The 24556-nt window shown below is 60.7% G+C and carries 21 protein-coding genes; 16 read left to right on the top strand and 5 right to left on the bottom strand.

Features of this window, described 5'->3' with window-relative positions; translation table 11 throughout:
* The first annotated feature begins 88 nt into the window (after positions 1 to 88).
* On the top strand, positions 89 to 1303 hold the full coding sequence (gene repC / locus NBH21_RS20400) for a plasmid replication protein RepC (protein WP_250914267.1): 1215 nt from the start codon (positions 89 to 91) through the stop codon (positions 1301 to 1303).
* Between the two features lie 121 nt (positions 1304 to 1424).
* Here the strand turns inward: repC and NBH21_RS20395 are convergent, their stop codons facing one another.
* Both NBH21_RS20395 and NBH21_RS20390 read right to left on the bottom strand, forming a co-directional pair.
* Positions 1425 to 2528 (bottom strand): site-specific integrase, encoded by a 1104-nt coding sequence (locus tag NBH21_RS20395; protein WP_425340455.1) that lies wholly within the window; start codon positions 2526 to 2528, stop codon positions 1425 to 1427.
* 195 nt (positions 2529 to 2723) lie between these two features.
* On the bottom strand, positions 2724 to 3515 hold the full coding sequence (locus NBH21_RS20390; protein ID WP_250914269.1) for a sterol desaturase family protein: 792 nt from the start codon (positions 3513 to 3515) through the stop codon (positions 2724 to 2726).
* Positions 3516 to 3883: 368 nt separating this feature from the next.
* On the opposite strand from NBH21_RS20390, the gene NBH21_RS20385 reads away from it, so the two are divergent.
* From NBH21_RS20385 to NBH21_RS20355, 7 genes are all read left to right on the top strand, one after another.
* A complete protein-coding gene (locus NBH21_RS20385; protein ID WP_250914270.1) occupies positions 3884 to 4837 on the top strand; it encodes a DUF1403 family protein in 954 nt (317 codons plus the stop codon).
* A 2-nt stretch (positions 4838 to 4839) separates the two neighbouring features.
* Complete coding sequence (gene scpB, locus NBH21_RS20380; RefSeq protein WP_250914271.1) at positions 4840 to 5556, top strand: SMC-Scp complex subunit ScpB; 717 nt, start codon at positions 4840 to 4842, stop codon at positions 5554 to 5556.
* Positions 5557 to 6154: 598 nt separating this feature from the next.
* A complete protein-coding gene (locus NBH21_RS20375; RefSeq protein WP_250914272.1) occupies positions 6155 to 7306 on the top strand; it encodes an efflux RND transporter periplasmic adaptor subunit in 1152 nt (383 codons plus the stop codon).
* A gap of 2 nt (positions 7307 to 7308) precedes the next feature.
* Positions 7309 to 10449 carry an efflux RND transporter permease subunit gene (locus tag NBH21_RS20370; RefSeq protein WP_250914273.1) on the top strand — a complete coding sequence of 1047 codons (3141 nt, stop codon included), beginning with the start codon at positions 7309 to 7311 and terminating at the stop codon, positions 10447 to 10449.
* Between the two features lie 423 nt (positions 10450 to 10872).
* Positions 10873 to 11478 carry a TetR/AcrR family transcriptional regulator gene (locus NBH21_RS20365; protein WP_250914274.1) on the top strand — a complete coding sequence of 202 codons (606 nt, stop codon included), beginning with the start codon at positions 10873 to 10875 and terminating at the stop codon, positions 11476 to 11478.
* A 513-nt stretch (positions 11479 to 11991) separates the two neighbouring features.
* The gene (locus tag NBH21_RS20360) at positions 11992 to 12654 is read left to right on the top strand and encodes a hypothetical protein (protein WP_250914275.1); all 663 of its coding nucleotides are present in this window, start codon (positions 11992 to 11994) and stop codon (positions 12652 to 12654) included.
* Positions 12655 to 12725: 71 nt separating this feature from the next.
* Positions 12726 to 12998, top strand: coding sequence for a PLDc N-terminal domain-containing protein (locus NBH21_RS20355; RefSeq protein ID WP_250914276.1), 273 nt, complete (start codon positions 12726 to 12728; stop codon positions 12996 to 12998).
* Between the two features lie 20 nt (positions 12999 to 13018).
* On the opposite strand, the gene NBH21_RS20350 is transcribed toward NBH21_RS20355, so the two are convergent.
* From NBH21_RS20350 to NBH21_RS20340, 3 genes are read right to left on the bottom strand one after another with little or no spacing between them, the layout of a single operon-like run.
* Positions 13019 to 14500 (bottom strand): aldehyde dehydrogenase family protein, encoded by a 1482-nt coding sequence (locus NBH21_RS20350; RefSeq protein ID WP_250914277.1) that lies wholly within the window; start codon positions 14498 to 14500, stop codon positions 13019 to 13021.
* Positions 14501 to 14519: 19 nt separating this feature from the next.
* A complete protein-coding gene (locus NBH21_RS20345; protein WP_250914278.1) occupies positions 14520 to 15818 on the bottom strand; it encodes a glycosyltransferase in 1299 nt (432 codons plus the stop codon).
* A gap of 6 nt (positions 15819 to 15824) precedes the next feature.
* The gene (locus tag NBH21_RS20340) at positions 15825 to 16757 is read right to left on the bottom strand and encodes a GntR family transcriptional regulator (protein ID WP_250914279.1); all 933 of its coding nucleotides are present in this window, start codon (positions 16755 to 16757) and stop codon (positions 15825 to 15827) included.
* A gap of 214 nt (positions 16758 to 16971) precedes the next feature.
* On the opposite strand from NBH21_RS20340, the gene NBH21_RS20335 reads away from it, so the two are divergent.
* From NBH21_RS20335 to NBH21_RS20300, 8 genes are all read left to right on the top strand, one after another.
* Positions 16972 to 18030 carry a polyamine ABC transporter substrate-binding protein gene (locus NBH21_RS20335; RefSeq protein ID WP_250914280.1) on the top strand — a complete coding sequence of 353 codons (1059 nt, stop codon included), beginning with the start codon at positions 16972 to 16974 and terminating at the stop codon, positions 18028 to 18030.
* A 103-nt stretch (positions 18031 to 18133) separates the two neighbouring features.
* The gene (locus tag NBH21_RS20330; protein WP_099061130.1) at positions 18134 to 19006 is read left to right on the top strand and encodes an ABC transporter permease; all 873 of its coding nucleotides are present in this window, start codon (positions 18134 to 18136) and stop codon (positions 19004 to 19006) included.
* Complete coding sequence (locus NBH21_RS20325; protein WP_250914281.1) at positions 19003 to 19794, top strand: ABC transporter permease; 792 nt, start codon at positions 19003 to 19005, stop codon at positions 19792 to 19794. The genes NBH21_RS20330 and NBH21_RS20325 overlap by 4 nt, the downstream gene beginning before the upstream one ends.
* Positions 19764 to 20834 carry an ABC transporter ATP-binding protein gene (locus NBH21_RS20320; RefSeq protein ID WP_425340454.1) on the top strand — a complete coding sequence of 357 codons (1071 nt, stop codon included), beginning with the start codon at positions 19764 to 19766 and terminating at the stop codon, positions 20832 to 20834. The genes NBH21_RS20325 and NBH21_RS20320 overlap by 31 nt, the downstream gene beginning before the upstream one ends.
* A gap of 19 nt (positions 20835 to 20853) precedes the next feature.
* On the top strand, positions 20854 to 22146 hold the full coding sequence (locus NBH21_RS20315) for a nucleotide disphospho-sugar-binding domain-containing protein (RefSeq protein ID WP_250914283.1): 1293 nt from the start codon (positions 20854 to 20856) through the stop codon (positions 22144 to 22146).
* Entirely contained in the window at positions 22139 to 22501 is a 363-nt protein-coding gene (locus tag NBH21_RS20310; protein ID WP_112829621.1) for a cupin domain-containing protein, read from the top strand. The genes NBH21_RS20315 and NBH21_RS20310 overlap by 8 nt, the downstream gene beginning before the upstream one ends.
* Positions 22502 to 22530: 29 nt before the next feature.
* Positions 22531 to 22878, top strand: coding sequence for a cupin domain-containing protein (locus NBH21_RS20305; RefSeq protein WP_064333342.1), 348 nt, complete (start codon positions 22531 to 22533; stop codon positions 22876 to 22878).
* Positions 22879 to 23029: 151 nt separating this feature from the next.
* A complete protein-coding gene (locus NBH21_RS20300; RefSeq protein WP_250914284.1) occupies positions 23030 to 24544 on the top strand; it encodes an aldehyde dehydrogenase family protein in 1515 nt (504 codons plus the stop codon).
* The last annotated feature ends 12 nt before the right edge of the window (positions 24545 to 24556 follow it).

Raw genomic sequence — 24556 nt, 5'->3', positions numbered from 1 at the left:
AGAATCTCATTTCCGCGAATCATAGTCAAGAGTCTTGGCGCCGTTCAGGTGAACTAATTTCTTTTGCCTGCAAGAAGGTGAAGAGAAGATGCCAGGTCAGACTATAACGACGCCGTTTGGGCGGCGAACTATGACGCTTGCCTTGATCAAGGGGCAGTTGGAAAGTGCAGATGTACCCGCGGGAAAGACCGTCGATAAATGGCGCGTCTATCGCGATGCATGCGATGCCCGTACCCTGCTCGGTCTCAGGGACCGTGCGCTTGCAGTACTTAACGCGCTCCTTTCGTTCTATCCGGAGGGCCATCTGTCTGCGGATGATAATCTCATCGTCTTTCCATCGAATGCGCAGTTGACTGCTCGTGCAAACGGAATTGCCGGCACAACGCTCAGGGAAAATCTGGCTCTGCTCGTCAAGGCGGGTCTCGTTCATCGTAAGGATAGCCCGAACGGTAAGCGTTATGCGCGCAAGTCCGATGGCGGAGCGATCGAGGACGCCTATGGCTTCAGCTTGGCGCCGCTACTGGCTCGTTCCGAAGAACTGGCGCTGCTCGCCCAGCAGGTTGTCGCCGAACGGCGCAGCATTCAACGGCATAGGGAAAAGATCACGATTTTGCGGCGGGATATCCGCAAGCTGATCACGGTAGCGATGGAAGAAGGGGCTGCGGGGGATTGGGCGATGGTTGAAGCCCGATACATAGGGATGGTCGGAGGCATAGGTAGGGCGAAGAACCTCGAGGAACTGGCTGCCATAAGGGAAGATTTGGAACTCCTGCACCAGGAAGTCGTCAACATTCTGGAAACGCAGCTTAAAACACAAAAAAACGTCGCCAATGGTGACGAATATCGTCAGCACATACAGAATTCAAACACCGAATCCATCCATGAACTTGAACCTCGCTCAGACAATGAGCAGGACGAGCCGCCGGCGGAAAAACCGGTACGTTTGCGCGAGCCGGTAAAGGCATTTCCCTTGGGCATGGTGCTTAGGGCATGCCCTGAAGCTGTTGCCTATGGTCCAGGCGGCGGGGTGACGAACTGGCGCGACCTGATGTCGGCGGCGGTCGTGGTTCGATCCATGCTCGGGGTAAGCCCGTCGGCCTTTCAGGAAGCCTGCGAGGTCATGGGGCCTGAAAACGCTGCCGTCGCCGTGGCCTGCATTCTGGAAAGGGCGGGGCATATCAATTCCCCGGGCGGCTATTTGCGGGATCTGACTCGAAAGGCCGCGCGCGGCGAGTTTTCTCTGGGACCGATGATCATGGCGCTCGCCAGAGCAAATCCGGCCCCGGCGACAAGGGCTTCCTAGGCATGGGAAGACATATCGCGTCGCGTGGAGCCAAGCCGTTGATCTGCGTGACATGCGTTCGCAGGGGGGCTGAGATATAGCGATGCGCCAGGAACGCCTGCGAGAAAGCCGCCGAAGCGGATCAGAGCCCCGCGGCTTTCGTGAGGTTGATGCGGAAGCGATCACGGCGACGCTGATAGCGCCGGGTCATTTCCGCGGAAGCATGGCCGAGCTGTTTCTGGACGTAGCGCTCATCGACTTCCGCAGAGGAGGCGAGACCGGCACGGAGGGAATGGCCGGCAAACTTCTGCTGGCGTTCGGCCTCGGAAAGATCGCCGCGGACGCCGGCGGCCATAGCCGTTCTCTTCACCAGCCGGGCAACTTCCTGATCGTTGAGGCGATCGGCACCAACGGATTTTCCCTGTCCGGTTACCCGACGGAAGAGGGGGCCTTTTGCCAGCCGCGCAAACTTGACCCAGGTCTCTATCGCCGCGATGGGGCAGGTGGTATCTGCGGATCCTCGGCCGACTTCGACCTCCCGCCAGCCGGTCTTGCCGCGCAGGGTGACGAGCATGCCCTTGTCGAGAATTTCGATCCAGCCCTTGCCGTCTTCCGTCTGGTCGCGGCCGAGATCGAGGCCGACAATTTCGGAACGGCGCAAGCCGCCGGCAAAGCCAAGCAGCAGCATGGCGCGGTCGCGCAAGCCTCTCAGGGTACCGCGGTCGAGGGTCTCCAGCATGGCGATGATGTCCTCTGGCAGGATCGCTTCCTTCTGCCGTGGTGGAGCCGCGTGGGTGTTGCGGATACCGGCGAGAACCGTGGCGATGTGTCGGTCTCTGCGGTCGAGAGAGAGACCACGCTGCGCGTAGTTCCAGGAAAGGGAGGAAAGCCGTCTTTCGATCGTCGAGACAGAATTGGGCTTTACCCCGCGTTCGACCGTACCGGATGCACAGGCGGTGATGTAGAGACCCACGACCTGAGGACTGGGCGGCAGAAGAGCGAGCCCTTGCCTTCGGCACCATGCCGAAAAATGCTTCCAGTCCGAGGCATAGGCGCGGCGGGTATTCGCTGAACTCGCCGCATCGACATAGGTGCGGGCGCGTTCCGTCAACTGCTCAAGGTGCGATGAGAGAACGACCGGCGGGGTCACCTCTTCCGCCGCGGGCTGCTCCTGAGCGGACACTGCTTCAGCTCCTGCCAATGGAGCCGGGGAGGGGAGGAGATGGTCTTTGTTCGAGTTTTCCATTCGGACCATTTTGTATGGGTTGCTGCGCGTCTCAAAACCGCGGACGCTTATGCCCTGCGTGTTGGCAGGTGATTTGCTCCAGATTAAGGGTTGACGGAGAGAGTGACAAGTTGATTGGCGCTCGGGTTATATTGTCCGACGCGATGACGACTGATGAACCAGAATGGCAAGCCGGATTAGCGCAGTTCGTTGGTATCACTTGGTCGCGGGGAGGACCTTGGTGCCTGGTTCGAAACTGGCGAGTGTTTCGTCATATGTCGGATGGATTGTTCCGATCAATCGGTCCCACCATGAGAAGGTGAAGCCATAATTGTATCTGAAATGTCGGTGGTGCCGATTGTGGAACACTTTGCTCGCTAGAGGAAAAGGCGAACGCCCGGCTAGGGAGGCGAAATGATCGAACCCGGCGTGGCCGAGCATGCCGCTAACCTGATCATAAAGCTTCTGTACCAACATTATCTGCCAGGGAATTGGAGGGATGAACGGAACGATGATGTAGAAGGCCTGATTCAGGAACGCCTCAGTGAGCGATTCATAATGATTGGTCCACACTGAAGGGGCGACGCTTTTGTGGTTCAGCGCGTGAAAACGATACATCGGCCGCCAATGCAGAAGCCTGTGGATCCGATAAAACCACGCATCATAAAGAACGATCGAAATTCCGGGTGACAGCGGCACGCTCCAACAGCTCAACGTCAAAGGCGTGATCGTCCATCCCTGCAACTGGGCGAAAATACCTCGGGAGACGCAGAACGCGATAACGGCGATCGGCCCCGGAGCATGGGTCAGTTCTTTCCATTTGCGACGGTTGCGGCGGTCCTTCTGTATCCAGCGTTCAGGACGGCGGCTGTTCATTATTTCGAAAAACAGCCCGACAATCACAAGTACAATGATTAGGACGGTGACAACTGCGCCGTAGATCAATGCAAACGCAGTGATACTAGCCTTCCAGCCCTCAGCTTCAGAGAGCGAAGTCAGAATATCCATCGAAGTCCCTAATCCGCTGGTCTCATCCACACTACAAGCGTGTAGTGAGCTCTATGTAATGGTTCCGTCGAGGCGGCGTCAGATAAACGAGGCGTGAGCAAGTTTGAGGACGGATGTCGAGGCCTGGATTTGGAAAACTGCTCGATGACGTGACTGCTTGTCCTCGTATGCGTCTATGCCGGGAATTGAAGCAAGAGACGTCTGGGAGCGATTTTCGCCCTTCTGCTCGATGATCCGGGCGTTTCCCTATATAAAGAGGACGAGGATCGATAATGCAACATTATCGATCATTATGCGATGAGTACAAACTGTGCGGTTTTGTCTGAAAACATTGGTATTAACCGCGCGTTCGGTGTAGCCTCTCCGACATGGATTCGTTGCCGGCTTTACCCAGTTCTGTCCCCTCCCTGTCATTCCATCTTCCTGGGTGGGGGGGCTCGCGCGGGCGTGAAACGATTGAAGCGGATGCGGCGTTTTCGGCTGGTATCGCCTTGAAAACAATTGATGATCTCGTTCGGTCAGAACCTGCATGGGCGGGGTGCTGGCGTAGCCGTCAGGCGCTGGCTTGTGCAGCGGAAGCGGTAAGGCTGATGGGTCGCAGGGAGGCTGAAAGTGAACTGCGCGATGCAGTGCTGCTGACTTCAGCAGGCGACGATCCGGGGCCGGCGGGAAAGGTGTTTCTCGCCTTCAAAAGGTTGGCCGGACAGAAAGGCATGGTCTCATCGAAGGTTATTGCCGAAATTGTGGGACAGCTTGGTCTTTCCGTGGATGAGCGGCTGATCCGTTGTGTCGACCATCTCGATGATGGGCTGCAATCCGGCCGGGCCGTTCCCTTCGCCGTGGCCGAGCTGGTGACGGCAATCTGCGCTGAACGTCCTGATGCGGAAACACTCGCCTGGTGGCTGGCGGACTGGCTGTTGGCGGCAAGATTGAAATGGGAGCGTCCCGTGCCTTTGTTGATGGCCGAGCGTTATGGTCCGGCTTTCCGGACGATAGGGGGCAGGGGGCGTGTTCGTCCTGGTGAGGACGCTTTTGGTCGTGCGGTCTGCCTTGCTCTTGTCGAAGGCGTGGGCAGGTCTTTGAGGACTGCGGGCGACATCGCCCGCCGAGCCGAACGGCTTCTTGCTGTTGCCGCGAAAGTTCGGACAAAAGGCGGTGACGCCGTCATCAGGAAGTTGCTCGAGGAGGACGCTGTTGCCGCTTCCTCGTCCGGTACGAACCTGTCGCGCTGGGCGAGTACCAGACTGTTCGAACGCCTTGAGAGTTTCGAGGCCGTTCGAGAGCTCTCAGGTCGATCCTCATTTCGTATTTACGGGTTGTGACCATGGCTGGATCGAACCTAGCCAAGTCCGCGCAGGGGCGGGGCAGGCCGAAGGCAAGGGACGAGGTGCTGCTCGACCGGGAGCTGGAGGATCTTCCGCCGGATCTACGCTGGCGCGAATGGATGTTGCGAATCGAGGCGGTTATTTTCGCATCCGCCGAACCGGTGACGCGCGAGACGCTGGCAAGAGTGGTGGGGAGAGATTGCAGTATCGATCTTCTAATCGACGACTTGCAGGAGGAGTTGCGCAGCCGTCCTTACGAACTCGTCGCTGTTGCGGGCGGCTGGCAGCATCGCACGCGGTCGCGCTATGCCGATTCAATTCGCGCTTCGTCGGTACCTGCCCGGTCGGGCACCCCAACGCTTTCGGAATTCGAGGCGATGGTGTTGATGGCGGTTGGCTATTTCCAGCCGGTCACGCGCGCGGAACTCGGCAAGATTTTCGGCAAGGAAATCTCACGCGACACGATCGGTGCCTTGCGTGCCGCCGGCTTCGTCGCTTCCGGACCGCGTAGCCCGGCACCGGGTGCACCCTATACTTATGTTACCACCAAGCACTTTCTCTCCGCCTATGGTTTCGAGACCCTTCGTGACCTGCCGGATATCGAGGCGCTCGAGGATGCGGGCTTGCTTAGTCGGCGTGTTGATGATGTGGACGATGAGCCCGAAGAGCAGGCTGAAGAGCCGCAGGATGAACAGATTGAGCCGGACATCACCTGACCTACCCTATGAAGAAGGGAATATCGCGCTGTCAGCGAAGTAGCGGTGCTGTCTCTGCAGATCGCGCAATCGTGAGAAAAATCCACCTTTACAGACGCTACGTATGTATACTATTAAGTTCGATACCGGACATAAGCGGGAGTCTGTGAACGATTGCCGTTTATGTCCGGTGCTTGTTATTGCGCCGCTCCATTCGCATCCGGGCATCCCTTGGCAGGGACGCCCGCCAGACTTCGGGGGTGGAAAAGGATGTCTCGATGGCGAAGCACTTCGATGGTGAAAGCGAGTTCTCGCCATGCGCAGCGTGGCCGCCGTCGAGGCTTGCCCGAGAGCAGTTCCCCTGGGGGAGGATCTCTCTTCCGGAGAGGCGAGCCGGTCGGAGAAATCCGGGTGGGGACGGTTCGTCTGTGCGCTCTCGCCTGATTACACGGAAATGCCTGCCCATGGCCGCGCCGACACGCAGCCCTTTTACATGCAGGATCATCTATGTCGGGGTGAACCAGACTTTGCCGAAAAGGTGTTCATGACTGGCCGGTCAAGAGACGAGCCCAGGATGCAACGCCACCCCGCGAATAAATTCCCTACAGAAAGGTTAGATATGTCTAGCAATGCCATATGGACGATCGGACGATGCGTCACGCTTGCTGCTCTGATCGGCACTCTTCCTGTTGCCGGCCACGCCCAGCAGCAGCCCTTGCCTTCGGTCACGGTCGAAAAGGTGAAGGTTGAGGATTTCACGCTGACTGCCCGCTTGCCCGGACGCGTCAAGGCTTCCACGGTCGCCGAGGTTCGACCGCAGGTTTCGGGCATCATCCGTGACCGGCAGTTCGAGGAAGGCGTCCGTGTCGAGGCAGGCGAGCCGCTTTACAAGATCGAAGACGAGACCTATGTCGCCGCCGTCGCATCGGCCAAGGCGGCAGTAGCGCAGGCGCAGGCAAACTATGATCTCGCCGTGATCGAGGCCCGCCGCGCGGAAGAGCTTTTCGCCAACAAGAGTGGTACCGCATCGAACCGTGACACCAAGGTTGCGGAGCGAAGCAAGGCCGATGCGGCGCTTCAGGTCGCGCGCGCGGAACTCACGACGGCGGAAATCGATCTCGACCGGACCATCGTCCGCGCTCCGATCACCGGGGCGATCGGCTTCTCCCAGACGACGCCCGGTGCGCTGGTCGCTGCTCAGCAGACAACGGCACTGACCACGATCCGCGCGCTCGACCCGATCTATGTCGACGTCACGCAGTCGGCGACCGACCTCCTGCGCTGGAACTCCCTGAACAAGTCCGGCTCCGCACGCGCTTCCGGCGTCGCCACGATGATCCTTCCGAACGGAGAGGCCTATCCGCTGAAGGGTGATCTCAAGGCCGCCGAACCGCAGGTCGAGCCGACCACCGGCATGGTCACGCTGCGCATCACCTTCGCCAATCCCGACCAGTTGTTGCTGCCTGGCCTCTATGTCGAGGTCGAACTGCCGCAGGATACCGCAAAGGATGCCGTGCTGGTTCCGCAAAGCGCGGTGATGCGCAACGCCAAGGGCGAGGCCTTCGCCTGGATCGTCGAAGACGGCAAGGTTGCGGTGCGACCGCTGACCATTCTGACCGGATCCGGCAATTTCTGGGTAACCAGCAGCGGACTGAAGGCAGGTGATGCGCTGATCACCTCGGGTTTCCAGAAGATCGCACCCGGTGCAACGGTTCAGATAGCCGCTGAGCCTGCGGGCAAGCCGCAGGCTGCTGCAAGCGGGAGCAACTGAGCATGGCGCGCTTCTTCATCGACCGCCCGATCTTTGCCTGGGTGATCGCAATCATCATCATGGGCCTCGGGATACTTTCCATCCTTCGGCTGCCCATCTCGCAGTATCCCTCGATTGCCGGACCATCCATCGTCATCGGCGCGACCTATCCCGGAGCCTCGGCAGAGACCGTAGCCGATACCGTCGTTCAGATCATCGAAAAGGACATGACCGGCCTCGACGGACTGCGCTACATCAACTCCTCGACCACATCGACTGGCCGGGCGACGATCACACTGACCTTTACGCTGGGGACCGATCCCGACATCGCCCAGGTGCAGGTGCAGAACAAGCTTAGCCAGGCCGAGGCAAACCTGCCGGAAGCGGTTACCCGCCAGGGCGTCACCGTCGAAAAATCGGCAACCGGCTATCTCATGGTTGTCGGCCTGATTTCGGAAGATGGTTCGCGCACTGCAATCGATCTGGCGGACTATCTGAACTCCTATATGGTAGAACCCATCTCGCGCCTGTCGGGCGTGGGCAAGGTCGAGGTGTTCGGTTCCGAATATGCGATGCGGATCTGGCTCGACCCGCAGAAGCTGAAATATTACGACCTGTCCCCCGATACGGTCGTCTCGGCGATCAGCGCCCAGAACGCGCAGATTTCCGCAGGCAGTTTCGGTGCAATGCCCGCGCCGGAAGGTCAGCAGCTGAATGCGACCGTAACCGCCCAGTCGCTGCTCAAGACGCCGGAGGATTTCGAGCGGATCGTGCTGCGCGCCGACACGGACGGCGGGCTTGTCCTGCTGCGGGACGTCGCCCGTGCCGAGCTTGGCTCCGAGAACTATGAAATTTCCAGCTTCTATAACGGCAAGCCCGCGGCGGGCATGGCGATCCAGCTCGCTTCGGGCGCGAACGCGCTCGAAACGGCCGAACTCATCAAGGCAAAGGTGGCGGATCTCGCCGAATTCCTGCCGGCCGGCGTCAGCTATGTCATCCCCTATGACACGACGCCCTTCGTTTCCCTCTCCATCGAAGCGGTGATCCACACGCTCATCGAGGCGATCGTCCTTGTCGTCCTGGTGATGCTGCTGTTCCTGCATAACTTCCGGGCGACGCTCATTCCGACGCTCGCGGTTCCGGTGGTTCTTCTCGGAACCTTCGGTATCATGGCGGCGCTTGGTTTCACCATCAACACGCTGACCATGCTTGCCATGGTGCTCGCGATCGGGCTTCTGGTCGATGACGCCATCGTGGTGGTGGAAAACGTCGAACGCATCATGCGTGACGAACATCTCGATCCCGTCGCCGCGACGAAGAAGTCGATGGGCGAGATTTCGGGAGCGCTCGTCGGTATCGCCATGGTCGTTTCCGCGGTTTTCGTGCCGATGGCCTTCTTCGGCGGCTCGACGGGGGAAATGTACAAGCAGTTCTCCGTCACCATCGTTTCGGCAATGGCGCTCTCGGTTCTCGTCGCGCTGATCTTCACTCCGGCGCTCTGCGCAACCCTGCTCAAGGCGCATTCGCATGACAGCAGCAAGGGGCTGGGAAAACGGTTTGGCAATTGGTTCGAGCGCTATTTCTCCCGACTGACGGCGATTTATGGCAGCATCGTTGGGGTCACGGCCCGGCGTCCGCTGCGGATGTTCGTCGTCTACCTGGTTCTGGTGGCGGGAATGGTCGGCCTCTACCTGCGCACGCCGACCTCGTTCCTTCCGGATGAAGATCAGGGCACGCTGTTTACGATCGTCCAGGCCCCCTCCGGTGGCACGGCGGAGAATACAGAGAAACTCCTGCGTCAGGTCGAAGGCTACTTCATGAATGCCGAAGGCAAGAATGTGGATGCCGTCTTCTCCGTAAACGGCTTCTCCTTCGCCGGTCAGGGCCAGAACATGGGCATGATGTTCATCAAGCTGAAGGATTGGGAAGAGCGCAAGGGGCCGGAAAACTCGGCTCAGGCCATCGCAGGCCGTGCTTTCGGTCCGCTGATGGGCGGCATCCGCGAAGCAATTGTCGTGCCGATCGTACCGCCGGCGGTAATGGAACTCGGCACGTCCAACGGCTTCTCGGGCTACATTCAGGCACGCTCCGGCCAAAGTCATGAAGAGCTGCTGGAGGCACGCAACGCCTTGCTCGGCATGGCGGCGCAAAGCAACAAGCTGATGGCTGTCCGTCCGAACGGGGTTGAGGACGCATCGCAGTTCGAACTCAACATCGACTGGGGCAAGGCAGGCGCTGTGGGCTTGAGTGCGTCGGATGTCGGTTCATTTCTCACCACGATATGGTCGAGTTCCTACGTCAACGACTTCCTCTATGAAGGCCGTATGAAGCGGGTTTACGTTCAGGGCGAGCCCTGGGCTCGTACGGGACCGGAAGATCTGGCGCTCTGGCGCGTGCCGAACTCGAACGGGGATTTCGTCGACTTCTCCACGTTCGCCACGCAGGACTGGGTCTTCGGCCCGCAGCAGGTCAGCCGTTACGACGCCTTGCCGGCGATGCAGATCGACGGCTCGTCGGCGCCGGGCTTTTCTTCCGGTGATGCGCTTGTCGAGATGGAAAGTCTCGCTGCCAAGCTCCCGCCGGGCTTCAGCCTGCAGTGGACGGGCCTTTCGCTGGAGGAAAAGGATGCCGGAGCGGGAGCGCTTCCGCTCTACGCTCTCGCGCTGGCGACCATGTTCCTGTGCCTTGCCGCACTTTATGAAAGCTGGACGATCCCGATCGCCGTGCTGCTTGCGATGCCGGTCGGTATCCTGGGTGCGCTGATCGGTGCTCAGATCGGCGGACAGTCGAACGGCGTGTACTTCCAGGTTGGCTTGCTGACCGTGGTCGGCCTTACCGGCAAGAACGGAATCATGATCGTGGAGTTCGCTCGCGAGCGGATGTTGCAGCTCGGAGAGTCGGCGTTCGAAGCGGTTTGCGAGGCGGCGAAGCTTCGCTTCCGTCCAATCCTGATGACGTCGCTTGCCTTTGGTCTCGGCGTCGTTCCGCTGGTTCTCTCAAGTGGCGCAGGTGCCGGCGCGCGTCAGGCGATCGGGTTTGCCACGTTCTTCGGTACGGTTACCGGAACGCTGCTCGCCATCGTCTTCGTGCCGGTATTCTTCGTGCTGGTGAATCGGCTTTTCACCCGAAGCAAGCCGACGAAGACGGAAGAGGCGACGGCCTGAGATCTTTGCCAATCGCAGCCCCGGACACGTTTTCGTCCGGGGTTGCTATAACCGCCCACTTCGTCATCGATGAGTGGATCCGGTTTTCAGTCCCGATGGACCAGATCGGGGACGGACGCTTCCATCAGCCGCAATCAGAAACGGGAAGCCTGCATTTGCGCTCAAGCCACTGCTTCGGGCATGGGGCACTTTTAAACACGGCAGAAACATTCTCAGTGAGGTGATGTGTTTCGATTTCGGGCACTACCCGGATTTGGATTGCAAGATTGGCAAAGCTTGACAGCATGTTCGGGAAAGGTATGCCGCACTGGCGTTTCGTCAATGATAACTGCGGTCTATCTGCTATCGATGGGACGTATTGGTCCGGTCCCCGATATCCGGCCTTCCTCTTGCTGAATAATAAAACGAGAATGGAGAAACACCGTGAGGAGAACGAAAGAGCAGGCAGCGGAGACAGGTCGGCAGATATTGCAGGCGGCCGAGGATCTTTTTCTCGAAAAGGGCTACGAGGACGTAACGCTAGAGGAGATCGCCGCGCTCGCCGGAGTGACACGCGGGGCGGTGCATTGGCACTTCAAGAACAAGCAGGGTCTTCTGCTCGCATTGCGCGATGCCGCGCAGGAGCCGTTTCGTATACTGGCTGACGAACTTGCGCCGAATAACGGTGCGGCTTCCTTGAAGAAGCTCGGAGATATTATCGCCGATCTGTTCGACCAGATGGAGAACGACCCGCGTCAGCAGGGACTGCTCCGGGGCATGATACGGTTGGACATCGCACTTTCCGAAAAGGACGAACCCGGCGGGTCCACGTTTCGCGAGGAGATCAACAGCATCTTCGTCCGGATCTTTCAGGCGGTGGAGCGCGACACCGGTATGCCGCCGCCATGGACGCCCCAGAAGGCGGCTTCTATGGTCAGTGCGACCATCAGCGGCCTCGTCATCGAATGGGCCTTGGGGAAGGGCGGCTTCAACATTTCCCCGGATGGTAGCCTGTATATCAGGACGATCCTCGCCAGCCTGACGAAATGAACTGACAGCGCCGCGCTGGTAAAGGCGATCCTGCACTTCAGCCCCTGAAGCAGGTCACTGTGTTCCTTCCTGAACGTGGAACGGGCGAGTTTTCAAAATCCAGCCTGCCGGTCTCCATCTCTTTCCTGTTTCCAGCCCTTCGTTCCCAAGGGTCTCCGCACCCGCTTGAGCCGTTTTCACAAGGCGACACGCGCACTGTCGTGTGGAAAATTTGCGTTCTGCAAATTTACAAACGTTTCGTTTGTATATATAAAGGTGATGTTGGCAAATGATCTGGTCTCTGGCGGCTGCCAGCCGGTTCCGTTCCAGCGCCATCGGATGGGGGAGCCAGATTGAAATGGTGGAGTGGAGTAAGGCCGGTGATGATGATTTGACCGCCGCGATGGCTGGTCCTCGACGTCGATACGCTGCTCGCAGCGCCGCTCACGACGAACTGAAAATGGGGAGAGGCCGCACTCCAGGAGTTCTTCGTATACCGACTCTCGTTCGGAGCCCCGCGGTCGAGGGTTGGTGATGTCCGTAAGATTCCCCTATCTCGGACATCAACCGGGACGCGCGCTATCCGCCGCGCGCGTCCCGGCTGTTTTCGATGTGATCCATCAGGCGGTATCGAGCAGGCGCAGGATCATCGTCAATCGCTTCCGGCAGCCCTCGGATTGGATACGGATTGTTGCATTGGGGATTCTTCTCGTCGATCTCGCGGTGCTGTCCTTCATGAACACGCTGACCCGTTGGGGCATGAACGGCTATTGGCCGGGCATGGGGGCCATGTTCGGGGGATTGCTCACCGGGATCATCATCATCCGCCTGTCGCGGCCGGAACTCTATCTGGACTGGATTGCCGCTGGCATTCTGCAGATCAGTTTGGGGCTCATGCTTTCAAGGGATGCGCAACTGGTGGCCCCATCGGAGTTCGCGCTTTTCTGTCTCGTCTTCGTTGCACTTGGAACGTTGAGGCTATGGATTGGAGCGACCCTCGAACCCGGCAAGGGAACCGCCTCTCTAATGGCGGGCGGGCTGACCAGCCTTTTCTGCGTCGGCTGGGCTATTCTCGAGCGGTTCGCGGCAATCGGAGTGGCGTGGGATGTAATTGTCGCGACCGACCTTCTGCTCACCGGGTCTTCCATCGTCGGTTTCGGCCTCGCCCTGCGGCATCCGCCCTCGACGATGCTTTGATGATCTGCGCCGGGGCAATCACATGAATGGTTTATCGCCCTTCATTCCGGGCAATTGTAAAGGATAAGATCATGCTCACGAAGGATATGGAGAACAGCGCCATATACGTTTTCGCGGCTCTCGCTCTGGTGGCCTGCCTTGTCATCGTGGTGGTTGCCATCAGGGATCTGGCGCGTGACAGGCAATTGAGCGGGCGAGCGAAAGTCATATGGTACCTGTCGCTGGTATTCGTTCCGGTCCTGAGTGCGCTGGTCTATATCGTCGTGCGCAGCGACAGCATGGTGGAACGGATCGCTGAACAAACCGCGCGAAAAAGGGACCTGACGGACGAATGGCTGCGGTAGATCGCGTCTGGCGCCCACTCTTACGCGGGCTTGATGTACCAGCCCCACGGTTCCTCGCTGTTGAATGAGGTGATCTGCTTGGTCTCCAGATAATTCGAGAGACCCCAGCGGCCGAGTTCGCGGCCGATGCCTGACTGCTTGTAGCCGCCCCACGGCGCTTCGGTGAAGGTGGGCTGCGAGCAGTTGATCCATACGATCCCGGCGCGGAAGGCCCTGGCGACCCGTTCGCAGCGGGCCTTGTCCTTCGACATGACGGCTGCGGCGAGGCCGAAGCGGCTGTCGTTCGCCATGCGGATCGCATCCGCTTCGTCCCTGAACGGTCTGACGCAGACGACGGGGCCAAAGATTTCCTCGGTCCAGACGAAACTGTCCTCTGCCATGTCGGTGAGGATGGTCGGCTCGAGGAAATACCCCTTGTCGAGACCGGCGGGCCGCTTGCCGCCGCCGGCGACGACAGCACCTTCGGCCTTGCCGCGCTCGATGGCGGCCAGAACCTTGTCATACTGACCCTTCGAGACGAGCGGGCCGAGCAGCGTTCCATCCTCAAGCCCGTTGCCGATGCGGATTTTCGCGGATTCGGCGACAAGCCGCTCCATGAGAGCTGGATAAAGGCTGTCCTCCACCAGAACCCGCGAGGTTGCCGAGCAGACCTGCCCCTGGTTCCAGAAGATGCCGAACATGATCCATTCGACAGCCTTTTCGATGTCGCTGTCGGCGAAGACGACGAAAGGCGACTTGCCGCCGAGTTCCAGGCTGACATTCTTGATGTCGCGCGCTGCCGCCGCCATGATCTTCGCACCCGTGGGAACCGAGCCGGTGAAGGCGAGCTTGTCGACACCGGGATGTTCCGAAAGCGGTTGACCGGCATCTGCGCCGAGGCCTGTCACGATGTTCAGCACGCCGGCCGGGAGCCCTGCTTCCTCCACGATCGCACCCAGTTCCAGCGCGGTGAGCGGCGTCAGTTCGGAAGGTTTCAGCACCATGGTGCAGCCGGCGGCAAGTGCCGGTGCCACCTTCCATGATGCCATCAGCAGCGGATAGTTCCAGGGGATGATCGCGCCGGCGACGCCGATCGGTTCCCGTACGACCTTCGAGGAGAAACGGGGCTCTGCGAGCGTGATCGCTTCTTCCGGGTTGTCGTCCATCTCTTCGGCGAGGCCGGCATAGAAGGCGAAGCAGCCTGCCGTATCTTCCATGTCCCAGACGGCTTCCGGCATGGGCTTGCCGTTGTCGATCACTTCGAGCCGGGCAAGATCATGCTTGCGGGCGAGGATGATCTCCGAAATGCGACGCAGGACCGCCCCGCGCTCCTTGCCGGAAAGTCTCGGCCACGGTCCCTGGTCGAAGGCAAGGCGCGCGGCTTTCACGGCAGCGTCGATATCTTCCTTCGTGCCTGCGGGCGCCCGATGCACCACCTCTTCGGTTGCCGGATCGATGACCGGGAAGGTGCCGCCCTTCGCCGGGGCCTGCCACTTGCCGTCGATGAAGAGCCTGTCACGCATTCGATGTCTCCCGCTAGGTTTAGATGGAAGCCCGCGCGGCGCTCTTGGCGCCCGTCGCGACCCTGACGATTTCTTCCGCTGCCCGCGTCACGCCGGCCGCCTTGCGCATGCCTGCCGCATTGGCCTTCAGCCGCGCATGCATGTCCCTGTCGCCGAGTAGTTCCTTGATCGCTCTGGCGAGCTCCGCCTCGCTCCAGCCGTAGCGGTCGAGTTTTCGGCCGACGCCAGTTTCGGCGGCGCGCGTCGCATTGTCGTGGCCGTCCCAGCAATAGGGCATGACGAGCGATGGAACACCGTAATAGAGCGCCTCGCAGAAGGAATTATTGCCACCGTGATGGATGAAGAGGCTTGCCTGTTCGACTACGGAGGGCTGTGGGAACCAGCTGTCGATGAAGACATTGTCCGGCACCTCGCGATATTCCTCCCGCCAGTTGCCCGCATTGACGAGGAAGCGGAATGGCAGGGTGGCAAAGACGGAAATCATCCGCTTCGTCATGTCCACGTCCATGGCCCCGAGCGAGCCGAAGCTCGTCAGCACCAGCGGTGCTTCGTTGTGGCTCGCAAAACGCGGCGGGGTGTAGGGCGCTTCATGGCGAACGCAGCCATCGAGAAAGATGAACTGCGCGGGATCGAGAGGCTCGCGGCGGCGATGTCGGATGATCTCGGGCGCAAGCAGCAGGTTCAACCAGGGCGAGGCATCGAGAAAAATCGGCGCCGACGGAGCTTTCAACCCGCAATCCGCGAGAAAGGCGGAAAAACGCTTGTGCGCGGGAGCGACGGTTCTCTCGTAGCGCTCGGAATAAACCGCCCATGCGGCGCGGTCATCTTCCCCGCAGCCGGAGAGATGGGGCGGCATGTCCTCGTCCGGTATCTCCGTTTCGGCGCAGGAGACGACGCGAATCCATGGTACACCCGCATTCGCGATTGCCGGAAACATGACGACGTTGTCGAGCACGATCGCATCCGGTTTCAGCCGCCCGAGAAGCTGGCGCAGCGGCTCCTCGACCCGCATGGCCGTGTCGACGATCGCATCCCAGGTCGGGCCGACATAGCTTTCGACCTGTTCCAGCGGCGTTTGCCGGAAGGCATCCTGATGACGCTCGATGAAGTCGTTCCAGTCAGTCTGAGTTCCGGCTTCGGCCTCGGCGAGTTGATATTCCGGGAAACCGTATTCCGCGAAAACGCCGCTGAAACCGGGATGACAGAGAAAGACCGGGCGATGACCCATGCGCCGCAGTTCCTGGGCGATGCCGACGCAGTTCAGCGCCGCGCCGTAGCTCGCTTCAGGAAAGAGGGCGATGGTTTTGACTGGCGCCATGGAGGATTAACGCGCGACGAGCTTGAAGGCGGGAGGGACGCCGCGTCCGGCAAGCCGGGGACGCTGGGTCTGGGAAAGCTGTATATGCACACGCATGAGATCGGCGGCAAGCTCCATCTGGCCACGCTCGATCTGCTCGAGGATCTGGATGTGTTCGAGGTTGGACTGCATGAGGCGGAAGGCGTTGACGTGCGCGGCTGGAGGCGTCGCGCGCCGGCGCCGGTGGTGATTGGTCAGCGCTTCCGCCATGAAGGGGTTGCCGCAGGAGCGGGCGATCAATAGATGGAAATCGAAATCCGTGCGGTCGAAGAGTTTCCGGTCGAAGGTCGTCTCGTTCATGCCGCGCAGGATCAGCATGGACTGGCGAAGCGCCGTCATGGCTGGGATATCGCGCTTGAAGTCGGGCAGCGTCAGCGCCAGCGGTTCGGTCGCCAGACGGAACTCATAGCTCTTGGCGGTGGCATCGCCGCTGATGGCGAATTGCTTCAGCACCCATTGTTGGCCGGAACCACGCTCCGCGAGGCTTTCCTCTGCCAGTTTCATCAGCGCATTTTGTACCGTCTGCCGGGAGACTTCATAGCGGCGCTGCAGGGCGGCAATCGTCTGGCTTTCGCCGATGCGACCAGCTGAAAGATCACGCAGGATCGCGGCGTAGATTTCGTTTTCACCTTCGCCTTCCGACGTATCCTCAAGACGCCCCGTGGCGACGGGATCGACCGCCAGGAAATAGCCGCCATCGGTGTCCGCCGCCACCAGTTCGCGCTCGGCAAGTATCTGCAAAGCCTTGCGTATCGGGGTTCTAGACACATTGCAAAGGGAGGCCAGTGCCTGTTCGGCAAGCCGTTCGCCGGGAAGCATTCCGCGCTCGCCGGCGACATCCAGTATTTTTTGCGCCAGTTCGACATGGCGGAAATTGGTACGTTTCGGTTCCTGGCTCATCGGCGGCAACTACTCTCCATGACCGTGCATGCTGCCCTTTGCGTCGCAGTTTAGCAAGTGCGTCAAAACCGGTTTTCGTTTCCGCACACAAAAATGCACGACCCCTATTGACGTATTTTTTTTCTAAATAATACTGCAACTCGACTGGGAATGAGACCGGAGAACCGGCGTGCCCATCAAAGAGGCTGGAACAATCGAAACAAGGGAGTCTTCCGTGAAAGCGAAGAACGGACTGACTGCGACCTCTGCGGCCGCGGTGCTTCTTGCTGCAAGCCTTGCGGCTGGCGCGGCATCCGCCGCCGATCTCGTCATCTCGAACTGGGATGGCTACATGGCTCCGGATATCGCCGATGCCTTCAAGGCCGCGACCGGGCTGGAGATCGAGGTGGTCAACCACGCCACCAATGAAGAGATCATGGGCAAGCTGATGGCGAGCGGCGGCAAGGGTTATGACGTCGTCTTCGTCTCCTCGCCTTTTGCAGAAATCCTGAACGGGCAGGGGCTGGCGGAGCCGATCGACAAGGCGGCTGTGCCGAACCTTGCCAATCTCTATCCGGAAGCGACCACGCTCGCCTATGATCCGGGCAACGCCTTCTCCGTTCCCTATACCTGGGGCACGACCGGTCTCTGCTACCGGTCCGACCTCGTTCAGGGCACGCCGGACAGCTGGCTGAACCTGCTCCAGCCGACAGACGCCCTGAAGGGCAAGACCACGATGCTCGCGACCGACCGCTGGCTGATGGCGGCGGGCGAACTCGCCAAGGGATATTCCGTCAACGAAAAGGACCCGGCCAAGCTGGAGGAGGTGAAGAACCTCCTGATCGAGGCGAAGAAGACGCTTCTCGCCTATGACGACACGACCTTCTATTCGAAGCTCGTGTCCGGCGAGGCTTCGCTCGTGCATGCCTGGGACGGCTGGTGCAATTACGGCATCACCGAGAACAAGGAGATTAAGTTCGTCGTGCCGAAGGAAGGCTCCGACCTCTGGATCGACACCATCGTCGTGATGAAGAGTTCCGAGCACAAGGATGCCGCGATGAAGTTCATCAACTTCATCCTCGACGCCAAGAACCACGCCTGGGCTGCTCAGAACATCCTCTACAAGGTGCCGAACAAGGCTGCCATGGAAAGCCTCGACAAGGCGCTTGCCGAGCAATATTCGAACATGGCCATGGCGCCTGCCGATCTCGTCAAATACGAGCTTCTTCGCGATCTCGGTTCCGCGCAGAAGGACTATTCCCGCATCGTGAGCGAGATCAAGGCCGCGAACTGACCGGTTGATCCTTCCATGGCGGCGGATGGTTTCCGGCCGCCATGGGCGGTCATTCATTCATGAACCATCGATGAGCGAAAGCCGGGCCTGGCTTCGCCGGAGTATGCCTTTGTCTTTCAACGCCGCCAGACCGAACCTGCTCGCCGCGCCCGGCGTCGCCTGGCTCGTCGCCTTCATGGTGGTGCCATGCGTGCTCGTCCTGAGCTATGCCTTCTTCGAACGCGGCGTCTGGGGTGGCGTGGAATACACGTTCACGCTGGAGAATTTCGCCCGCGTCGTCGATCCGCTCTACGCGAAGATCTTTCTCAATTCCGCCCGCATCGCCCTGACGGCGACGGTCGTTGCGATTCTCATTGCCTATCCAGCGGCGTATGCGATCAGCCGCGCACCGCGCATGACCCAGCCGATCCTGCTGTTCTTCGCGGTGCTGCCCTTCTGGAGCAATTACCTGATCCGCACCTATGCCTGGATCGTGCTGCTCAACCGCGAGGGCCTCATCAACAATCTGCTGCGTTCGCTCGGTTATACCGGGGAGCCGTTGTCGATGCTTTATACGGAAGCCGCCGTCATCACCGGTCTCGTCTACAACTACCTGCCCTTCGTCATCCTCGCGATCTATTCGACGCTGTCGCGGCTGAACCCGGAGCTGATGGAGGCCTCGCGCGATCTCGGGGCCGGGCCGGTACGCACCTTCCTGCGCGTGACCCTGCCTTTGACCATGCCGGGTGTCGCGGCCGGCGGTGTCTTCGTCTTCGTGCTGTCGATCGGCAATTTCGTCACGCCGGCGCTTCTCGGCGGCGGCCGTTTCCAGATGGTCGGCAATCTCGTTTACGACCAGTTCCTGACGGCCAATGACTGGCCCTTCGGCGCGGCTCTCGGTGCGGCCCTGATCGCCACGATGATCGTGCTGCTGCTGGTTCAGGCGCGTGCCACCGCTCACGCTTCGGGTGAGCGGAGAGGGGAGGCGGCGCAATGAACGCCACATTTTCCGGTAAGCTGCCGGGCCGCATCGTCCTGTTGCTGGTGTTCGGCTTCCTCTATCTGCCGATTGCTGTTCTGGTGCTGCTCTCCTTCAACGACAGCGGCCTGCCGACGTCCTGGTCCGGTTTTTCGACCCGCTGGTACGGGGCGCTTCTTTCCAACACCGATATTCTGCGCGCCGCCTGGAATACGTTGATCGTCGCCGTCTTCGCCACAGTGGTCTCGACGGTGCTCGGCACCCTGCTGGCGCTTGGCATGGAAACGCGGCGGCGCAAGAGCAGCGGGCTGGAGGCGCTCGCGTTTGCGCCGATGGTCATCCCCGATATCGTGCTTGCCGTGGCTCTTCTCACATTCTTCTCCCGGCTTGGCCTGACGATGGGCCTGCACACCATCGTCATCAGCCATGTGATCTTCGACCTTGCCTTCGTCTGCTCGGTCGTGCGCGCCCGGCTCAAGCATTTCGATTTTTCCATCGTCGAGGCATCGCGCGATCTCGGCGCTTCCGGCTGGACGACCTTCTGGCGCGTGACCTTTCCGGTTCTCCTGCCCTCGATCGTCGCCGGCGCGCTGCTCGCTTTCACGCTTTCGGTCGATGAGTTCATCATCGCCTTCTTCACGGCGGGCGCCGGCCGCTCGTCCATCACCCTCCCCATGCAGATCTATTCGATGATCCGTTTCGGCATCACGCCGGAGGTCAACGCGCTCGCCACCATCGTCATGGCGGTCAGCGCGACGGTTCTCCTGATCTCGCAATGGCTGAACAGAGAACAGCAGGTCCCATGAGCAGTTCACCGATCCTGCGCATCGAGAGTGTCGCCAAGACCTTCGGGCCGATCACCGCCGTCGACAGCATTTCGCTCGATATCCGCGAGAATGAATTCTTCGCGCTGCTCGGTCCCTCGGGCTGCGGCAAGACCACGCTCCTGCGCATGCTCGCCGGCTTCGAGACGCCGAGTGCGGGCCGCATCCTACTCGATGGCAAGGACATCTCGCCGCTGCCGCCGGAGAAGCGGCCGCTCAACCTGATGTTCCAGTCCTATGCGCTTTTCCCCCACATGACGGTGCGGCAGAACCTTTCCTACGGGCTCGAAATGGAGCGGCTGGACAAGGCTGAGATCCGCCGGCGGGTCGACGAGACACTGGCGATGACGGACCTGACGCAGTTTTCCGAGCGCAAGCCGGAACAGCTTTCCGGCGGCCAGAAGCAGCGCGTGGCGCTCGCCCGCGCCCTGGTGAAGCGGCCCAAGGTGCTGCTTCTCGACGAACCGCTCGGCGCGCTCGACAAGAAGCTTCGGGAAAAGATGCAGCTCGAATTGAAGCGCATGCAGCATGAGGCCGGCATCACCTTCATCATCGTGACCCACGATCAGGAAGAGGCGCTGGTCATGGCCGACCGTATGGTGATCCTGAAGGATGGCCGCCTTCTGCAGGTCGGGGCACCGGAAGAAGTCTACGAGCGGCCGGCCGACCGCTTCGTCGCAAACTTCATCGGCGTGATGAATTTCATCGACGGCAAGGTCGGCACGGATGGCCTCTTCGAGGCCGATGGCCTGCGGCTTGCGATGGCTGATGCCGGGCCCGGTGCGGCGACGCTTGCCGTCCGGCCCGAGAATATCGCGGTTGCGGCCTCCGGCAGCCTGCCGGTCGCCGGCGTAATCGCGGAGATCGCCTATCACGGCCTCGACCGCGTGCTGCACGTCAAGACCGCCGCCGCGGAGACACCGCTTCAGGTTCGCGTGCCGGCCAGCGGCGCGGGTGCCTGGCGGATCGGCGACACGCTGAGCCTCGGCATCGACCCGGTGAAATGCCGGCTCTTCCAATAAACGAGAACAGGGGAACACCATGTCCAAGACAATTGCATTCTTTCCGGAGGCGGCCTTCGGCCCGGCGCTGAACTCGGTCGGCATTGCCCAGGCGGTCGAGGCGCTCGGCCACAAGGCCGTCTTCCTCTCCGATCCCGGTTTCGTCTCGGTCTATGAGGGATACGGCTTCGAGGCCCATCCGGTGAACCTTTCCGAGCCGATGCCGCCCGAGCAGATGGCGAAGTTCTGGGAGGACTTCATCAATGGCCACATCCCGAATTTCCGCAAATCCCCCTACGACCAGATCGACAACTACGTGAAGGATTGCTGGACGGCGATCGTCGATAGCGCCAAATGGGCGCAGAAGGACCTGCCGGGCGTGCTGGCGAAGATCAAGCCGGACCTCATCTGCGTCGACAACGTCATTCTCTTCCCCGCGATCAAGCAGTTCGGCAAGCCCTGGGTACGCATCATCTCCTGCTCGGAAAACGAGATCGAGGACCCGAAGATCCCGCCCCATCTTTCCGGCTGCGGCGAGAAGGACTTTGCCTGCCATGCGGCCTATCGCGATCATTTCAACGCGGTCATCAAGCCGATCCACGACGACTTCAACGGCTTCCTTGCCGAGAGCGGAGAGGCGGCCTATCCGATCGGCCAGTTCTTCGAGGCCTCGCCCTTCATGAACCTCTTGCTCTACCCTGAGTCGGTGAAATTCGACCGCGAGCATCCGCTCGATCCGAACCGGTTCCAGTATCTCGAGGGCTGTGTCCGCAAGGAAAAATCCTACGAGGTTCCGACATTCGCTGAAAACAACGACAAGCCGCTCCTCTATATTTCCTTCGGCTCGCTCGGTGCCGGCGATACGGACCTCCTGAAACGCCTGATCGCGACCATCGGCAAGCTGCCCTACCGGGCGCTCGTCAATGTCGGCGATTACAAGGACCAGTATGACAATCTGCCGGGCAATGTCGTCGTCGACAGCTGGTTTCCGCAGCCCTCCGTCATTCCGCAGGTCGACGCCGTCATCCATCACGGCGGCAACAACTCCTTCACCGAATGCCTTTATTTCGGCAAGCCGGCGATCATCATGCCCTATGTATGGGACGGCCACGACAACGCCACGCGCGTCGACGAGACCGGCCACGGTTTCAAGATGCCGCGTTACGACTGGACGGATGCGGATCTCGCGGAAAAGCTCGATGCCTGCATCAACAGCCCTGCGATGAAGGCGAAGCTTGCGGCGACCAGCGCCCACATGCAGGCATGGAACGGCCCGCAGAAGGCGGCCGGCATCCTCGATGAACTCGTGAAGACCGGTGCCTATAATGGTTGATACCACCCAATCCTCGGCGCCGCATATCCATAACGCGACGACCTTTTCCGATCTCGTGGACTGGGGCGACCAGCCGGACAGCCTGGAGGGTCGGTCTCATTCCTCCGGCCGGCTGGTGTTCAAGGGGCCGAACAACCAGCCGGAGTCCGGCATCTGGGTCTGCACGCCGGGCCGCTGGCGGCTTTCCATTCCGCGTGACGAGTTCTGCCATTTCGTCGCGGGCCGCGCGGTCTACCGCTCGGATGCCGGCGAGGTGATCGAGGTGGAGCCGGGCACCGTCGTCATGTTCCCCGGCGGCTGGACGGGCGAATGCACCGTGATCGAGACCATGCGCAACATCTACATGCTGGTCTGACCGACCGATAAAACGAAAGGAAACATCCCATGACTGCGACACCCCTGATGCGCAAGCCGCTCGAGGAAACCGACCTCAAGGACTGGGGCGTGATCCCCACCATGATCGAGGGCGAAAGCCGCACCTCCGGCAAGGTCATCTACAAGGGACCGAACGGAGAATCCGAAAGTGGGCTATGGATCTGTACGCCCGGCAAGTGGTTCTGCCATGTCACGAGCGACGAGTTCTGCCACTTCCTCGAGGGTCGCTGCACCTATGTGCATGAGAGCGGTGAGGTGATCGAGATCACGCCCGATACCGCAGCCTTCTTCCCGAAGGACTGGAAGGGCGAATGCACCGTCCATGAGACGGTGAAGAAGGTCTACATGATCCGCTAAACGAGAATTGGCCCCTCACCCTGCCCTCTCCCCGCAGACGGGGAGAGCGGGATGAAATGCTGCGGCTTTGTTCCTGCGCCCCGCTTGCGGGGAGAAGGTGCCGGCAGGCGGATGAGGGGCAAAACAAGCTTGTTCGCAGAATGCCAAGGAAATGACTGATATGTTCAATCCAGCCGAACCCGTTTTCTACCGGCACCCCGCCTATGTTCAGAGCGAGGGCGAGCGCCATGTGGTGATCGACCCGGCGACGCTTGCGACCGTCGGCAGCTTTGCCGAGACGACGGCCGCCGAGATGGAAACCGTGCTTGCCGCCGCAACGGCGGCGCAGCGTGACTGGAAGCGACTAGACGCGAAGACGCGAGCCACCATCCTTCACCGCATTGCTAACCGCATCGAGGCAACCGACATGCGGCGTTGCGCGGAGTTGATGTCGCGCGAGATGGGCAAGCCCTATCCCGAGGCGATCGGCGAGGTGGCGAATTGTGCCGGCGCTTTCCGTTATTTCGCCGAGATGGCGCGTGATGAGGCGGGCAAGGTTGCGGGCACGACGCAGGCGGGGTCGTTCCAGCATGCGCGCTACGAGGCGCTCGGCGTCAGCGTGCATATCATGCCGTTCAACTTCCCGATCCTGCTGATGTGCTGGACGGTTGCGGCCTCGCTTGCCTCGGGTAATGCCTGCATCATCAAGCCTGCTCCCGCAACGACGCTTTCCACGCTCGAATTCATGACCGTGTTCGAAGCTTTGCCGGAGGGGCTGATCGCCTGCCTTCCGGGAGGCGCCGAGCTTGCCGCCGCGCTGATCGCTTCGCCGAAAACCCATGCCGTCGCCTTCACGGGTTCGGTTGCAGCCGGTAAGGCGGTGGCCATGGCCGCGGCAGCCCAGATGAAGCCGGCGGTGATCGAGGCGGGTGGTTCCGACCCGATGATCATCACCGCGAACGCGCCGCTTGATGTCGCCGCGCCCGGTGCCGTCACTGCCGCCTTTCATATGTCCGGGCAGGTCTGCACGTCGGCCGAACGCTTTTTCGTCGTCGATGCCGTGCATGACGAATTCGTCGGGAAATTCGTCGCCGAGACGAAGCGGCTGCGGATCGGCAACGGGCTCACCCGCGCCGAGATTGGCCCGCTGGTGAGCGAGGCGGCGCGGGCCAAGGTCATCCGGCTGGTGGAAGACGCCAGGGCCAAGGGGGCCAAGGTTGCGATCGGCGGGAAGATTCCCGAGAGCGAACCGACCGGCTGGTTCTATGAGCCGACCATTCTCACCGGGTGCACGCCCGATATGGCGATCATGCGGGAGGAGTGCTTCGGTCCCGTTGCCGCCGTCATGCGGGTCAGGGATTTCGACGAGGCGATCGAACGCGCCAATCACAGCGAGTTCGGCCTCGGGGCTTCCGTCTTCACCACCTCGCTGGAGGAGGCCATGGAGGCTGCCGACCGGCTGGAGGCGGGCATGGTCTGGGTCAACAATCCGTTGATCGACAACGACGCCCTGCCTTTCGGCGGCTGGAAGAAATCCGGCCTCGGGCGGGAGCTGTCGAAGCTTGGCCTCGATGCCTTCAGGCGCTCCAAGATGGTCATCATCGACCACAAGCCGGCGGTACAGGGCTGGTGGTATCCCTATCCGGACGACTGGTTCTACGAAGAGGGCGGGCGCAAGCACGTCTGAAACATGCATGCA

The organism is Ciceribacter sichuanensis (assembly GCF_024055605.1).
Lineage (GTDB): Bacteria > Pseudomonadota > Alphaproteobacteria > Rhizobiales > Rhizobiaceae > Allorhizobium > Allorhizobium sichuanense.
The sequence above is the reverse complement of the archived record's forward strand: the minus strand, read 5'-3'. Positions and strand labels throughout refer to the sequence as shown.